At 70.9% G+C, this 13,838-nt stretch carries 12 protein-coding genes; 2 read left to right on the plus strand and 10 right to left on the minus strand.

Annotated features, from left to right (window positions below):
* Positions 1 to 135 precede the first annotated feature (135 nt).
* The 9 genes from aroB to ABRP24_RS09960 all read right to left on the minus strand — a co-directional run bounded on the left by aroB (position 136) and on the right by ABRP24_RS09960 (position 10,485).
* Positions 136 to 1,233, minus strand: a complete 1,098-nt coding sequence (aroB, locus tag ABRP24_RS09920) for a 3-dehydroquinate synthase (RefSeq protein ID WP_027465746.1) — start codon at positions 1,231 to 1,233, stop codon at positions 136 to 138.
* Positions 1,230 to 1,877 (minus strand): shikimate kinase, encoded by a 648-nt coding sequence (locus ABRP24_RS09925; protein ID WP_349848658.1) that lies wholly within the window; start codon positions 1,875 to 1,877, stop codon positions 1,230 to 1,232. The genes aroB and ABRP24_RS09925 overlap by 4 nt, the downstream gene beginning before the upstream one ends.
* Positions 1,874 to 3,094 (minus strand): chorismate synthase, encoded by a 1,221-nt coding sequence (gene aroC, locus ABRP24_RS09930; RefSeq protein ID WP_027465748.1) that lies wholly within the window; start codon positions 3,092 to 3,094, stop codon positions 1,874 to 1,876. The genes ABRP24_RS09925 and aroC overlap by 4 nt, the downstream gene beginning before the upstream one ends.
* 43 nt (positions 3,095 to 3,137) lie before the next feature.
* The gene (gene mltG, locus ABRP24_RS09935; protein WP_349848661.1) at positions 3,138 to 4,562 is read right to left on the minus strand and encodes an endolytic transglycosylase MltG; all 1,425 of its coding nucleotides are present in this window, start codon (positions 4,560 to 4,562) and stop codon (positions 3,138 to 3,140) included.
* A gap of 231 nt (positions 4,563 to 4,793) precedes the next feature.
* Positions 4,794 to 5,237 carry a Holliday junction resolvase RuvX gene (ruvX, locus tag ABRP24_RS09940; RefSeq protein ID WP_259410961.1) on the minus strand — a complete coding sequence of 148 codons (444 nt, stop codon included), beginning with the start codon at positions 5,235 to 5,237 and terminating at the stop codon, positions 4,794 to 4,796.
* Positions 5,238 to 5,245: 8 nt separating this feature from the next.
* Positions 5,246 to 7,903, minus strand: coding sequence for an alanine--tRNA ligase (gene alaS, locus ABRP24_RS09945; protein ID WP_111023067.1), 2,658 nt, complete (start codon positions 7,901 to 7,903; stop codon positions 5,246 to 5,248).
* A 59-nt stretch (positions 7,904 to 7,962) separates the two neighbouring features.
* On the minus strand, positions 7,963 to 8,145 hold the full coding sequence (locus tag ABRP24_RS09950; protein WP_027465751.1) for a hypothetical protein: 183 nt from the start codon (positions 8,143 to 8,145) through the stop codon (positions 7,963 to 7,965).
* Between the two features lie 123 nt (positions 8,146 to 8,268).
* The gene (rpsD, locus tag ABRP24_RS09955) at positions 8,269 to 8,898 is read right to left on the minus strand and encodes a 30S ribosomal protein S4 (protein ID WP_017887166.1); all 630 of its coding nucleotides are present in this window, start codon (positions 8,896 to 8,898) and stop codon (positions 8,269 to 8,271) included.
* A gap of 234 nt (positions 8,899 to 9,132) precedes the next feature.
* On the minus strand, positions 9,133 to 10,485 hold the full coding sequence (locus tag ABRP24_RS09960) for a replication-associated recombination protein A (protein ID WP_083404133.1): 1,353 nt from the start codon (positions 10,483 to 10,485) through the stop codon (positions 9,133 to 9,135).
* Between the two features lie 129 nt (positions 10,486 to 10,614).
* Here ABRP24_RS09960 and ABRP24_RS09965 point away from each other — a divergent pair, with 129 nt between their 5' ends.
* Positions 10,615 to 11,427, plus strand: a complete 813-nt coding sequence (locus tag ABRP24_RS09965; RefSeq protein ID WP_027465753.1) for a peptidylprolyl isomerase — start codon at positions 10,615 to 10,617, stop codon at positions 11,425 to 11,427.
* 113 nt (positions 11,428 to 11,540) lie between these two features.
* On the plus strand, positions 11,541 to 12,773 hold the full coding sequence (locus ABRP24_RS09970; RefSeq protein WP_173034022.1) for a DUF349 domain-containing protein: 1,233 nt from the start codon (positions 11,541 to 11,543) through the stop codon (positions 12,771 to 12,773).
* A 99-nt stretch (positions 12,774 to 12,872) separates the two neighbouring features.
* Here the strand turns inward: ABRP24_RS09970 and ABRP24_RS09975 are convergent, their stop codons facing one another.
* Positions 12,873 to 13,835: a bifunctional riboflavin kinase/FAD synthetase gene (locus tag ABRP24_RS09975; protein ID WP_111056390.1), complete on the minus strand. Its 963-nt coding sequence runs from the start codon at positions 13,833 to 13,835 to the stop codon at positions 12,873 to 12,875.
* Positions 13,836 to 13,838 lie beyond the last annotated feature (3 nt).

A 13,838-nucleotide genomic window follows, 5' to 3' on the forward strand; every position in this document is an offset into this window, starting at 1 on the left:
CGGAGCGGCGATCGTCGCGGCCGTCGTCACCTGGTCCGGGGCGTGGCCTGGCATCGGTTCACCTGGGTCACCGTCTCGACGAGTGTCACCTGGTGGTGGCGCAGGACGCGACGGGTCCTGCGCTGACCGGCGTGGCTAGACGCCGACCTCCTGGTAGGCGGTGAAGAGCAGGTGGTCCTCGGGGCCCTCGAGCACGACGGGCTTGCCGACGCCGTCCAGGATGATGAACCGCAGCATGCCGGCACGGGCCTTCTTGTCGCGGCGCATCGTGGCGAGCAGCCCCTGCCACCGACCGACACCGTACGAGGTCGGCAGGTCGAGCGACTCGAGGATCGCCCGGTGCCGGTCGACCGTGGCGTCGTCCAGGTGGCCGGTGAGTCGGGCGAGTTCGGCGGCGAACACCATGCCGACCGACACCGCCGCCCCGTGGCGCCACTGGTACCGCTCGGCGTGCTCGATCGCGTGCCCGAGGGTGTGCCCGTAGTTCAGGATCTCGCGTCGGCCCTGCTCGGTGAAGTCGTCCGAGACGACCTCGGCCTTGAGCGCGATGGCGAGCTCGACGACCCGCCGGAACTCCGGCGTCGTCGGGTCGGTCACCCGGTCGACGTCGGCCTCGACGATGTCCAGGATCTCGGGCACGGCGATGAACCCGGCCTTCACGATCTCCGCGAAGCCGGTCAGGATCTCGTTGCGCGGCAGCGTGCGGGCGAGGTCGAGGTCCACGACGACGGCGCGGGGGGCGTAGAAGGCGCCGACCAGGTTCTTGCCCTCGTTCGTGTTGATGCCCGTCTTCCCGCCGACGCTGGCGTCCACCATGCCGAGCACGCTGGTCGGGACGGCCACGTACGGCACACCGCGCAGCCAGGTCGCGGCGACGAAGCCGGCCAGGTCGGTGACGGCACCGCCACCGAGGCCGATGACCGCGTCGGTGCGGGTGAAGTCGGCCTGTCCCATGATCTGCCAGCAGAACGCCGCGACCTCGACGCGCTTGGCGCCCTCGGCATCGGGCACCTCGGCGATCAGGGCTTCGAGCCCGGCCTCGACCAGCAGCGCCCGGAGCTCGTTCGCCCGGGCACCGAGCGTCGGCGAGTGCACGATGAGGACCTTGGCGACACGCGGGCCCAGGATCGCGGGCAGGGCGCCGAGCAGGTCCGTGCCGACGGCCACCGTGTAGCCGTCGTCACCGCCGACCCGGATCTCGGTGGTCCCGGCGGGCAGGGTCGACTCGGTCACGGTGCTCCTTCGGTGCTGGTGGTGCTGCTGGTCGTGCTGCCGGGCGCGGCGGTGGTGCCGCTGCGCTCGGTGGTGCCTGCGTCGCTGCGCTCGGTGGTGCCGGCGTCGCTGCGCTCGGTGGTGCCGGCGTCGCTGCGCAGCCACGTGACGACCTCGTCGACCACGCGGGACATCGGCCGGCGGGACGTGTCGACCACGACGTGCGCGAGCTCGGCGTAGGTGGCGGCCCGCTCGTCCATGATCGTCTGCCAGGCGTCGATCCCGCCGTTCGCCAGCAGGGGCCGGTCGGACCCGGCGATGCGGTCGGCGACGGCCTCGGGCGACACGGTGAGCAGGACGATGCGCGCCCCGCTCAGGGCCTGCCGGGTGTCCGCGTGGGTGACGGCTCCCCCGCCCACGGCGATCACGCCGCCGGTGGCGAGCGCTGCCCGGACGGCCTCGGCTTCGAGGGTGCGGAACGCCGGCTCACCGCGGTCGGCGAAGATCCCGGGGATCGGTCCGTGCTCGCGCACGATGACCCGGTCGGTGTCCGTGAACGGGACGCCGAGGGCCTTCGCCACCCGCTTGCCGACGCTCGACTTGCCGGCACCCATCGGGCCGATGACGACCACGGGCGCGTCGGCGCGTCGGACGTCGGTGCTCACAGGTCGGTCGAGGTCGCCGACGGTTCGGTCCGGCGCGTCCGCAGGGTCTCCGGGATCGCCGCGAGGTAGGCGTCGAGGTTGCGCTTCGTCTCGACGACGTTGTCGCCGCCGAACTTCTCGAGCACCGCGTCGGCGAGCACCAGGGCCACCATCGCCTCGGCGACGACGCCCGCCGCGGGCACGGCACAGACGTCCGAGCGCTGGTGGTGCGCCGAGGCGTCCTCACCGGAGACGACGTCCACGGTGTGCAGGGCGTGCGGGATGGTCGCGATCGGCTTCATGCCGGCGCGGACCCGCAGCACGGTGCCCGTGGACATCCCACCCTCGGTCCCACCGGCGCGGTCGCTCGTGCGGTAGATCTCGCCGTCCTCGCGGTACAGCTCGTCGTGGGCGGCAGAGCCCCGGCGCCCGGCGGTCGCGAACCCGTCGCCGACCTCGACGCCCTTGATGGCCTGGATCCCCATGATCGCCGCGGCAAGGCGGGCATCGAGCCGGCGGTCCCAGTGCACGTGCGAGCCGAGGCCCGGCGGGACGCCGTAGAACAGCACCTCGACGACGCCGCCGAGGGTGTCGCCGTCCTTCTTCGCGGCCTCGACCTCGGTGACCATCCGTGCGGAGGTCTCGGGGTCGAAGCAGCGCAGCTGGTCCTCGTCGAGGCGGTCCACGTCGTCGGGCAGCGGCAGCTCCGTGCCGTCCGGGACCCGGACGGTCCCGACCTGCAGCGTGTGCGCCACCGAGCGGATGCCGAGTTCGGCCAGGAACGACTTCGCGACGGCGCCGAGCGCCACACGGGCAGCGGTCTCGCGGGCGCTCGCGCGCTCCAGGATCGGGCGGGCCTCGTCGAAGCCGTACTTCTGCATGCCGACCAGGTCGGCGTGACCCGGACGCGGTCGGGTGAGCGGGGCACTCCGCCCGCGGGACATCTCGGTCGACTCGATCGGCTCGGGGTTCATGACCTCGACCCACTTCGGCCACTCGGTGTTGCCGATGCGGATCGCGATGGGGCTGCCGAGCGAGTAGCCGTGCCGGACGCCGCCGGACACGTGCAGCTCGTCCTGCTCGAACTTCATCCGCGAGCCACGGCCGTAGCCGAGCTTTCGGCGCGCGAGATCGGCACGGATGGACTCGAACGACACCGGGACACCCGCGGGCAGGCCCTCGAGCATGGCGATCAGTTCGGGTCCGTGGGACTCACCAGCAGTCAACCAACGAAGCATGCGGCAATCCTCCCACAGCGCACCGCCGTGCGACGTCGCCGTCCTACTGGTAGTCGGGGTGCGCCCGGAGCCACGCCTGGAACTGCTTCACCGCGACGAGGTGCTCGTCGTAGGTGTTCGAGAACACCGTCTCGCCGGTTTCCAGGTTCACCGTCACGAAGTACAGCCACTTGCCCGGGGCCTCGTTCGTCACGGCCTTGATCGCGATGTCACCGGGGTTCGAGATCGGTGCCGGCGGCAGCCCCTCGTGCACGTACGTGTTGTACGCGTTCGACTCGTCGGCCCGTTCGGCGTCGGTCGTCGTCACGGTGTGCGTGTTGCCCGTGCCGTAGGCGACGGTGGCGTCGGACTGCAGCTTCATGCCCTGGTCGAGGCGGTTCTGGAACACCCGCGCGACCTTCGGGTAGTCGGCCGCGAGACCGGCTTCCTTCTGCACCAGCGACGCGAAGACGATGGTGCGCTCCTGGTCGGCCTCCTTGACGCCGGCGGCGGACAGGCGCTCCTTCATGGTGTCGACCATCGACTTGAAGTACTGCTCGGCGGTCCAGCCCGGGTTGATCGGGTAGGTCGCGGGGAAGAGCCAGCCCTCGAGCGTCGTGACGCCGGACGGCAGGTCGTAGGCCGACAGGTCCTTCGCGGCCGCGTCGACCTCCTGCTTGGTCAGGCCGGCCTTCGAGACCATCCCGGCCTCGATGTCGGCGAGGGCGGTGCCCTCCGGGATGATGATCGACGCCTGCACCCGGTTCTTCGTGTCCTGCAGTGCCGCGAGCGCGGACTTCGAGCTCATCTGCTTCTTCAGCGCGTACGAACCGGGCTGGAACTGCACGTCCGGCGAAGCCAGCAGGAGCTTGTAGAACACCTTCGAGTCCTTGACGACGCCGCTGCGCTGCAGCGTCGCGGCGACGTTCTCGCCGATGTCGCCCTGCTTGATGGTGATGGTCACCTTCGAGGTGCCGTCGCCGGTGTAGTCGTCGGGCTCCTGCGCGCCGCTGATCGCCGCGATGAGCTGCTGGATCTTGGGGGCGGCGAAGGTGTACGCCCCGACGCCGACGGCGAGCACCACCGCGACGATGACGAGTCCAGCGACGAGCGGTCCGCGTCGGCGCTTCGGCCGTGGCTCCCGGGGCGGCCTGGAGGCGCGTCCTCCCCCGCCTCGTCCCCCGCGGCCACCGCCTCCCGCGGCGCCACCGCCGCCGGTCACGTCACCGTCGTCCGTCCCGTCGGCCCCGGATCCGCCGCCCGAAGCGGTCGCCGCGGGCTCGGTCGGCAGCTCGCCGGTCAGCAGTGCGGCGACCTCGGGGTGCAGGTCTTCGGGGCGGGTGGCGATCGGCGCGTCGGCGGGTGACGCGGGGCGTTCGTCGCGTGCGGCTGGCGGGGGATCGGTGGGCCGCTCGGGGACCGGCGACTCGTCGGTCGCTGCGACTCGGGCTCGTTCGGCCTCGAGGGCGCGGGCTTCGCGTCGGGACATCGGAGGTACCGGCGGTGGGGTCACCTGACCAGCGTCGTCGCGGTCATCGGTGCCTGTCGTGCGGTCGGAAGTCGCCTTCCGCCGCTCGGCGTCGTTGCCGGGCGCGATGATCGCGTTCCAGTCCAGATCGTCTGCCAACGTCCTCGGTCTCTCGGTCGGGAACTCCACCTGGGCACCGTCGTCCTCGCAGCTGACGACGAGAGCACCCATGTGCGGTACCGGGCAGCCCTGTCAGGGAAGCGTGGCGCCCGGAGGGGCACCGGCACTGCGCTCGTGGTCGAGCGCGTGTTGCAGAATGATAACAGCGGCTGCTTGGTCGATCACGGCCCGGGACTTCTTCGTGTTCTTGCCGGCCTGGTGCAGCCCCCGCTGGGCCGTCACGGTCGACAGTCGTTCGTCGACCAGGCGCACCGGCCGACGCGCCGCGATCCGGGCGGCGAAGACACGGGCGTCCTCGGTGGAGGCCGTGTCCCCGCCCGACATCGACAGGGGCAGCCCGACGACGACCTCGAGCACGTCGTACTCGTCCGCGAGCTCGAGGATCCGCTGGAGGTCCTTCGAGTCGTCACGACGGACGGTCTCGACCGGCGTCGCCAGCAGGCCGTCGCGGTCGCACACGGCGACCCCGATCCGGGCGCGTCCGACGTCCACGCCGAGGCGACGCCCGGACCGGATGCCCACGGTCAGCCCGCGAGCCGTGCGGTCACGGCACGCAGCGCAGCGGGGAGCGCGGCCGCGTCGGTCCCGCCGCCCTGCGCCAGGTCCGGCTTGCCGCCGCCACCGCCACCGAGCACGCCGGCGGCCTCCTTCGCGAGGGGGCCCGCCTGCACGCCCGCAGCACGAGCGGCGTCGTTGGTCGCGACGATCACGATCGGCTTCCCACCGACGACCGCCCCGAGCACGACCACGGCCGCGCCGTCACCGAGCTGGCCCCGCACGCCGGTGGCGAGCGAGCGCAGGTCGTCGCCGGACTGCAGGCCGTCGACCGTCTCGGCGACCACGGTGGTGGCACCGACGGTCGTGGCGTTGCGGGCGATGGCGGGCACGCGCTGCTGCAGGTTCGCAGACTCGTACTCGGCGAGCTTCTTCTGGGCGGACCGGAGGTCCTCCATCAGGTTCTGGACGCGGGCCGGCAGGTCGGCACGGGGGGCCTTGAGCGCGCTGGAGAGCTGCGACACGATCGTGCGCTCGACGGCGAGGTCGCGGAACCCCTCGAGCCCGACCAGTGCCTCGACTCGGCGGTTGGTCGAACCGACGCTCGACTCCCCCACCAGGTTGACGAGCCCGATCTGCGCGCTCGAGGCGACGTGCGTGCCACCGCAGAGCTCGCGGGACCACGGGCCGCCGATGTCGACCATGCGGACCTCGGCGCCGTACTTCTCACCGAACAGGGCCTGTGCCCCGAGGGCCTTCGCCTCGTCGATGGGCAGGATGCGCGTGGAGACCTCGAGGTCGGTGCGGATCGCGGTGTTCACGACCTCCTCGATCTCGGAGCGCGTCTCGAGCGAGACCGGCTGCGACCACGAGAAGTCGAGGCGCATGTAGCCGGACTTGTTGTACGAGCCGGCCTGCAGTGCCTCCGGCCCGAGGATGTCGCGGAGGGCCGCGTTGACCAGGTGCGTCGCGGAGTGCGCCTGGGTCGCACCGCGGCGGTACTCCGCGTCGACGACGGTGCTCGCGGCGTCGCCGACGCCGACCTCGCCGGAGCGGACCTGCACGGTGTGGCTCCACAGTCCGGAGACCGGTCGTTGGACGTCGAGGACCTCGAGGTCGAACCCGTTCCCGACGATCGAGCCCTGGTCGGCGTCCTGGCCGCCCGACTCGGCGTACAGGGAGGTCTCGCCGAGGATGACCTCGGCGATGTCACCGGCGACCGCACGGTCGACGCTCACGCCGCCGACGATGATGCCGAGCACGCGCGTCTCGGCCTCGAGCGCGTCGTAGCCGAGGAACGTCGTCTCGCCCTTCGCCCGGAACGCGCTGTACACGCTCAGGTCGGCGATCGCGGTCTTCTTGCTCTTCGCGTCGGCCTTCGCCCGGGCACGCTGCTCGGACATCAGGGTCTCGAACGCCGTGCGGTCGACGTGGACGCCGGCTTCCTCGGCCATCTCCATCGTCAGGTCGATGGGGAACCCGAAGGTGTCGTGCAGCAGGAACGCCGTGTCGCCGCCGATCGACGGGGCGCCGTCCTGCTTCGCGCGCTCGACGGCGACGTCGAGGATGGTCGTGCCCTGTGCCAGGGTGCGGAGGAAGGTCTCCTCTTCCGCGTAGGCGATGCGGGAGATCCGGTCGTAGTCGGACGCCACCTCGGGGTAGGCGTCGCGCATGGCGTCGCGGGACGCCGGGAAGAGCTCGGGGAACGTGGGGGCCTCGACACCGAGCAGGCGCATCGCGCGGACGGTGCGACGGAGCAGCCGACGGAGGATGTACCCGCGGCCCTCGTTCGACGGGCTCACGCCGTCGGCGATGAGCATCAGCGAGGAACGGACGTGGTCGGCGATGACGCGCATCCGCACGTCGTCCTCGTGCACGGCACCGTAGCGCCGGCCGGAGATCTCGGCCGCACGGTCGAGCACCGGGCGCACCTGGTCGATCTCGTACATGTTGTCGACGCCCTGCTTGATGAAGGCGACGCGCTCGAGCCCCATGCCGGTGTCGATGTTCTTGTTCGGCAGCTCGCCGGTGATCTCGAAGTCGTACTTCGACCGCACGTCGGCGATCTGGTACTGCATGAAGACGAGGTTCCAGATCTCGACGTACCGGTCGTCGTCCGTCGCCGGGCCGCCGTCGATGCCGTACTCGGGGCCACGGTCGAAGAAGATCTCCGAGCAGGGACCCGCCGGTCCGGGCTGTCCGGTCGACCAGTAGTTGGTGTCCTTGCCGAGGCGCTGGATCCGCTCGTCGGGCAGCGAGGAGTGCTGCTTCCAGAAGCCGATCGCCTCGTCGTCCTCTTCGTAGACGGTGACCCAGAGGTCGTCCGGCGAGAAGCCGAGCCCGCCGTCGGTCTCCGGCTTGGTCAGGAACTCCCAGGCGAACTGGATCGCCTGCTCCTTGAAGTAGTCGCCGAACGAGAAGTTCCCGTTCATCTGGAAGAACGTGCCGTGGCGAGGGGTCTTGCCGACCTCTTCGATGTCGTTCGTGCGGATGCACTTCTGCACGCTCGTCGCCCGCGGGAACGGCGCAGGGATGAGACCGGTCAGGTACGGGATGAACGGCACCATGCCGGCGACCGTGAAGAGGAGCGACGGGTCGTCGGAGACGAGGGACGCGGACGGGACGACGGTGTGGCCGCGGTCACCGAAGTACTGGAGCCAACGGCGGCGGATCTCTGCGGTCTGCATGGTGCTTCCTGGGTTCAGGTCGTGGGTGGAGGAGGGTCGTGGCTGCTCGGTCGGAGCGCTCAGACGTCGGTACGGAGCTCGGCCTCGCGCGACCGGTAGCCGTCCGCGACGGCTCCCGTGAAGGCCTTCGTCTTGGCGTTCACCTCGGCGAAGAGCCGGGCGCCACCGGAGGTCTGGGCGACCCGGTGTGCGACGGCGAACCCGATGACGATGCCGACGGCGACGAAGAACAGCTGCTTCACGGTGCCTCTCCCTCTGTGCACCCGGGCGGTGCATGCCCGGACAAGCTTAGTCGCCGGTGCCGGAACGCCGAACGGCGGGTCGCCCTCGAGAGGACGACCCGCCGTTCGGGTGTGATCAGTGGATCAGCGAGCTGCGTAGTACTCGACGACGAGCTGCACTTCACACGTCACGGGGACCTCGGCGCGCTTCGGGCGACGCACGAGGCGGGCCTGGAGCTTCTCGATCTCGACCTCGAGGTAGCCCGGGACCTTCGGGAGGACTTCCTGGTGGCCACCGGCAGCGGCGACCTGGAAGGGCTCCATCGACTCGGACTTCGCCTTGACGTGGATCAGCTGGCCCTCCTTGACGCGGAAGGAGGGGCGGTCGACGAGCTTGCCGTCGACCAGGATGTGGCGGTGCACGATCAGCTGACGTGCCTGCGCGGTGGTGCGGGCGAAGCCGGCACGGACCACGAGGGCGTCGAGGCGCTGCTCGAGGAGCTCGACCAGGTTCTCACCGGTCAGGCCCTTCGTCTTGCGGGCCTCTTCGAAGACGATGCGGAGCTGCTTCTCGCGGATGCCGTACTGGGCGCGCAGACGCTGCTTCTCACGGAGGCGGACGGCGTAGTCGCTGTCCGCACGACGGCGCGTACGGCCGTGCTCACCGGGCCCGTAGGGGCGCTTCTCGAGGTAACGGGCAGCCTTCGGCGTCAGCGGGATGCCGAGTGCGCGCGACAGGCGGGTCTTGCTGCGGGTACGTGACTTGGTAGACACAGGGTCCTTTTCTCTGTTCGAACTGAATACTCACCGGAGGCCGGGCACGCGAGTGCCGGTGGCCCCGACGACGGGATCCAGAGGGATGAGCCTGTGGGATCGGACGGCTACAGTCCGAACCTCTGCCCCCGTACCACCGGAGTGGCACTCTGTCCTCGACGCAGCCGTGCTCGAGGACCAGGACGTAGGCCCGGCAATGCTAGCAGCATCGGGGCGAGCGCAGAAGCACCGACGCTAGTGGCCGCGTGTGATCTTCCGGAGTCGTTCGAGCCGCGGCCCGACCTCGCGCTCGTAGCCGTTGGCCGTCGGCGTGTAGTACTCGGTGCCCTCGAGTGCGTCCGGCAGGTACTGCTGCTCGGCGACTCCGTGCTCGGCGTCGTGGGAGTAGACGTACCCCTTGCCGTGCCCGAGGCGCTTCGCCCCGGCGTAGTGCGCGTCGCGCAGGTGCATCGGGACCGTGCCCATGCGCCCCGCCTTGACGTCGGCCATCGCCTGGTTGACCCCGTTGTAGGCGGCGTTCGACTTCGGCGCCGTCGCCAGGTAGACGACCGCCTCGGCCAGCGGGATCCGCCCCTCGGGCATCCCGATGAGCTGGACGGCCTGGGCCGCCGCGACCGCGATGGGCAGCGCCTGGGGATCGGCCATGCCGATGTCCTCGGACGCGGAGATGATGATCCGGCGCGCGATGAACCGGGAGTCCTCGCCGGCCTCAATCATCCGGGCGAGGTAGTGCAGGGCGGCGTCGACGTCGCTCCCCCGCACCGACTTGATGAACGCGCTGATGACGTCGTAGTGCTCGTCACCCTGTCGGTCGTAGCGCAGCAGGGCCCGGTCGACCGCAGCCGCGACGGTGTCGGCGTCGACGACGGGCACGGTGTCGTCGTCCTCGTCCTGCGCGGCGGTGGCCGACGCCGCCGCGGCCTCGAGCGCCGTCAGGGCACGTCGGGCGTCACCGGACGCGAGCCGGATGATCGCGCTGCGGGCTTCGTCACCGAGGACGACGGCACCGCCGAGCCCGCGGGGGTCCTCCACGGCGCGGTCGACGAGCATGCCGAGGTCGGGATCGGTGAGCGGTTTGAGCGTCAGGAGCAGCGAGCGGGACAGCAGGGGCGAGATGACCGAGAACGACGGGTTCTCGGTGGTGGCGGCGATCAGGATGACCCACCCGTTCTCGACACCGGGCAGCAGGGCGTCCTGCTGGGCCTTGCTGAACCGGTGGATCTCGTCGAGGAACAGCACCGTGGTCGACCCGTACAGGTCGCGGTGGGTCAGCGCCTTCTCCATGACCTCGCGCACGTCCTTCACGCCGGCGGTCACGGCGGAGAGCTCGACGAACTCGCGACCGGACTGCCGTGCGATCGCCTGCGCCAGCGTGGTCTTGCCGGTGCCGGGCGGTCCCCACAGGATCACGGAGACCCCGCCGGGGTTCTCACGCGTGCCGGTGGCGAGCTGCACCAGGGGCGACCCCCGGCCGAGCAGGTGCTGCTGACCGGCGACCTCGTCGAGGCTGGTGGGGCGCATCCGGACGGCGAGCGGGACGGAACCCTGCGCGAGACCGGCGCGACCACCCGTCGTGGGTGCGTGCATTCCCGAACGATCCGCTGCCATCCTGCAATCGTAGGCCGGTCCACCGGCTCAGGCCGCGCCTCCCGGCTGGTGACGGCGACCGTTCGGCTACGCTCGTTGCACACTGCGACGAGAGGGCAGACCAGCACCGTGGCACCGAAGAACCCAGCGCGTGACAACCGTGAGGCGCGCGAGCGCCTCCGCCTCTACCAGGCCCGCCAGGGCCTCCACGAGCGGCAGCGACGCCGCCGCGTGCGGGACAACCTGATCGGCGCCGGTGCCCTCGTCCTCGTCGCGGCCCTCGCCACCGGGTCGCAGCTCGCCTTCGCCGGATCGCGGGGGTCGGACGCCCCGGCCCCGAGCGCCTCCGCGTCGTCGACGGCCACGCCGTCGGCCAGTGCCACGGCCGGCAACACCGGCGACGTGCCGAGCAAGTCGATCGCCAAGGGCGCGACCTGGACCGGCACCCTCACGCTCAACAAGGACATCGACCTCGGCATCGAGCTGGACGGCGCGAAGGCGCCGCAGGCCACGAGTGCCGAGATCTCGTTGATCCGTGAGCAGTTCTACAACGGCACCACCTGCCACCGGCTCGCCGACAGCGACGGACTGAAGTTCCTGCAGTGCGGCTCCGCGAACGGCGACGGCACCGGCGACGCCGGCTTCGAGTACGGCCCGCTCGAGAACGTGCCGGAAGACGGCGTCTACGGGAAGGGCACGATCGCGATCGCACGGTCGGACTCCCCGTACTCGCAGTCGACGCAGTTCTTCATCGTCTACGGGGACACCACGCTCGACGGCTCGACGGGCGGCTACACGGTCGTCGGCAAGGTCACGAGCGGGCTGTCCGAGCTCGAGTCGAAGATCGCCGCGAAGGGCATCGCGTCTCCCGGCAGCGACGGCACCGGCGAGCCGAAGGTGGCGACGAAGATCACCGACGCGACCATCGCGGAGCAGAAGTAGTCCACAACCCGTCGCACCGGTCGGGCGGCGGAGCCCGTCCGTGCAATAGGCTGACGACCTGACCGTGCCGACGGTGACGTCGGCGATGCACGACCACGATCGAGGCGAGACCTGTGGGATCTGACGAAGCAACGACCTGGGGGCGGGTCGACGAGAACGGGACCGTGTACGTCCGGTACGAAGAGACCGAACGTGCTGTCGGTGAGTACCCGGACGCCACCCCCGAAGAAGCCCTCGCCTACTTCGCGCGGAAGTACGCCGACCTCGAGGGGCAGGTGAAGATCGCCGAGCAGCGCGTCCAGCGCGGTGCGTCGGCGAACGACGTCGCCCGGACGGTCGAGCACCTGACCGCCCTGGTCGCCGACGCGCGCGTGGTGGGTGACATCAAGTCGCTCGAGACCCGCGTGGGTGCTCTCACCGAGCAGCTCGGCTCGCTCACCAAGGAGCAGGCGGAACAGGCGCAGCAGGCGCTGCAGGACGCCCTGGCGCACCGCACCGCCCTGGTCGAGGAAGCCGAGGCACTCGCCGCGGTGGACCCCGCACGCGCACAGTGGAAGCAGATCACGGCGCAGCTCGACGACGTGTTCGCGCGCTGGCAGCAGCACCAGCACGACGGGCCGCGGATCCCCAAGAACGAGGCCAACGACCTCTGGAAGCGGTTCCGCGCAGCGCGGTCCACCGTCGACCAGCACCGTCGTGCCTTCTACTCCGAGCTGGACGCACAGCACCGTGACGCCCGGACCCGCAAGCAGGAGCTCGTGGCGCAGGCCGAGGCCCTCGCACCCCGCGGCTCCGATGCGATCCCGGACTACCGCCAGCTGCTCGACGACTGGAAGAACGCCGGGCGTGCCGGCAAGCGGCACGACGACGCACTCTGGGCGCGCTTCAAGGCCGCCGGAGACGTCCTGTTCGAGCAGCGCCACGCCGAGAGCGCAGCCGAGAACGAAGAGTTCTCCGCCAACCTCGAGGCGAAGCAGGCCCTGCTGACCGAGGCCGAGCCGCTCCTGCAGGCGACCGACCGGGTCGCCGCGCGCAAGACCCTCACCGGCATCCAGCGTCGCTGGGACGAGATCGGCAAGGTGCCCCGCGGTGACGTCCGTCGGGTCGAGGACCGCCTGCGTGCCATCGAGGACCACGTCCGTGGGCTCGAGGACGCGCACTGGAAGGAATCGAACCCGGAGCGCAAGGCCCGTCAGAACGGCCTCGCGAGCCAGCTGGAAGACGCGATCGGCAAGCTCCAGTCCGAGCTCGCCGCGGCGCAGGCCACCGGCGACGCCCGGAAGATCAAGGACGCGCAGGAAGCCCTCGACGCCCGCAAGATCTGGCTCGACGCCCTGGGCGGCTGAGCCTCCGCACCACGAACGACGCCCCCGTGACCGATCGGTCACGGGGGCGTCGTCGTACCAGGGGCACCAGCGGGCGAACCAGGCCAGCGTGCCGGCAGGTCAGACCGGAGCGGGCAGTCCGAGCAGCAATCGGATGTCGAGGTCGTCCTGCCGCATCTGCGCGGCGAGCTCGTCCATCGACGAGAACTTCACCATGCCGCGCACGTACGACACGAACAGCACCGAGATCCGATCGCCGTACAGGTCGATGTCGACGTCGAGCAGGTGCGCCTCGATCTGCTTCGCCGGCACGCCCTCGAACGTCGGGTTGTTGCCGACCGACACCGCTGCCGGGTAGACGGTGCCGTCGTGCAGCACCCGGGCGGCGTAGACGCCGTCGGCGGGGACGAAGCCCTCGCACGCCGGGTCGAGGTTCGCGGTGGGGTACCCCATCGCCCGGCCGCGCTGGTTGCCGTGCACCACGACGCTCCGCACGGCGTGCTCCCGCCCCAGGAGTCGTGCGGCCTCGGCCACGCGACCCTGGCCCAGGAGCTCCCGGATCCAGGTGGAGGACACCCGGCGCTCACCGTCGGGTCGGACGTCGTCGATCAGGTCCACGTCGTCGATGAGCTCGACCGTGAACCCGTGCTGCTCCCCCAGGGCACGCAGCAGCGCGACGTCGCCGGCGCCCTTCGCGCCGAAGCGGAAGTCGCTGCCGACGAAGACGAGCCGGGCGTGCAGGGTGTCGACGAGGATCTCGGACACGAACGCCTCGGGCGACTTCGACTGCAGTTCCTGGTCGAAGCGGAGCAGCAGGGTGGCGTCGACCCCGGCGTCCTCGAGCAGTTCGCGGCGCTGCGCGGTGCTCGTCAGGGCCGGCGGGACGTGCGGCGGGTCGATGACGTTGAGCGGGTGGCGGTCGAACGTGACCACGGTGGCCACGAGGTCGTGCTCGCGGGCGGCACGCTCGAGGTGTGCGATGACGGCTCGGTGCCCGACGTGCACGCCGTCGAACTTGCCGATGGTGACCGCACTCGGCCCGAACCCGTCCGCCACGTCGGCGGTGTCCTCGTAGAACTGCACGGT

Origin of the sequence: Curtobacterium sp. WHRI 8282, from assembly GCF_040223925.2 — a bacterium.
GTDB lineage: Bacteria > Actinomycetota > Actinomycetes > Actinomycetales > Microbacteriaceae > Curtobacterium > Curtobacterium flaccumfaciens.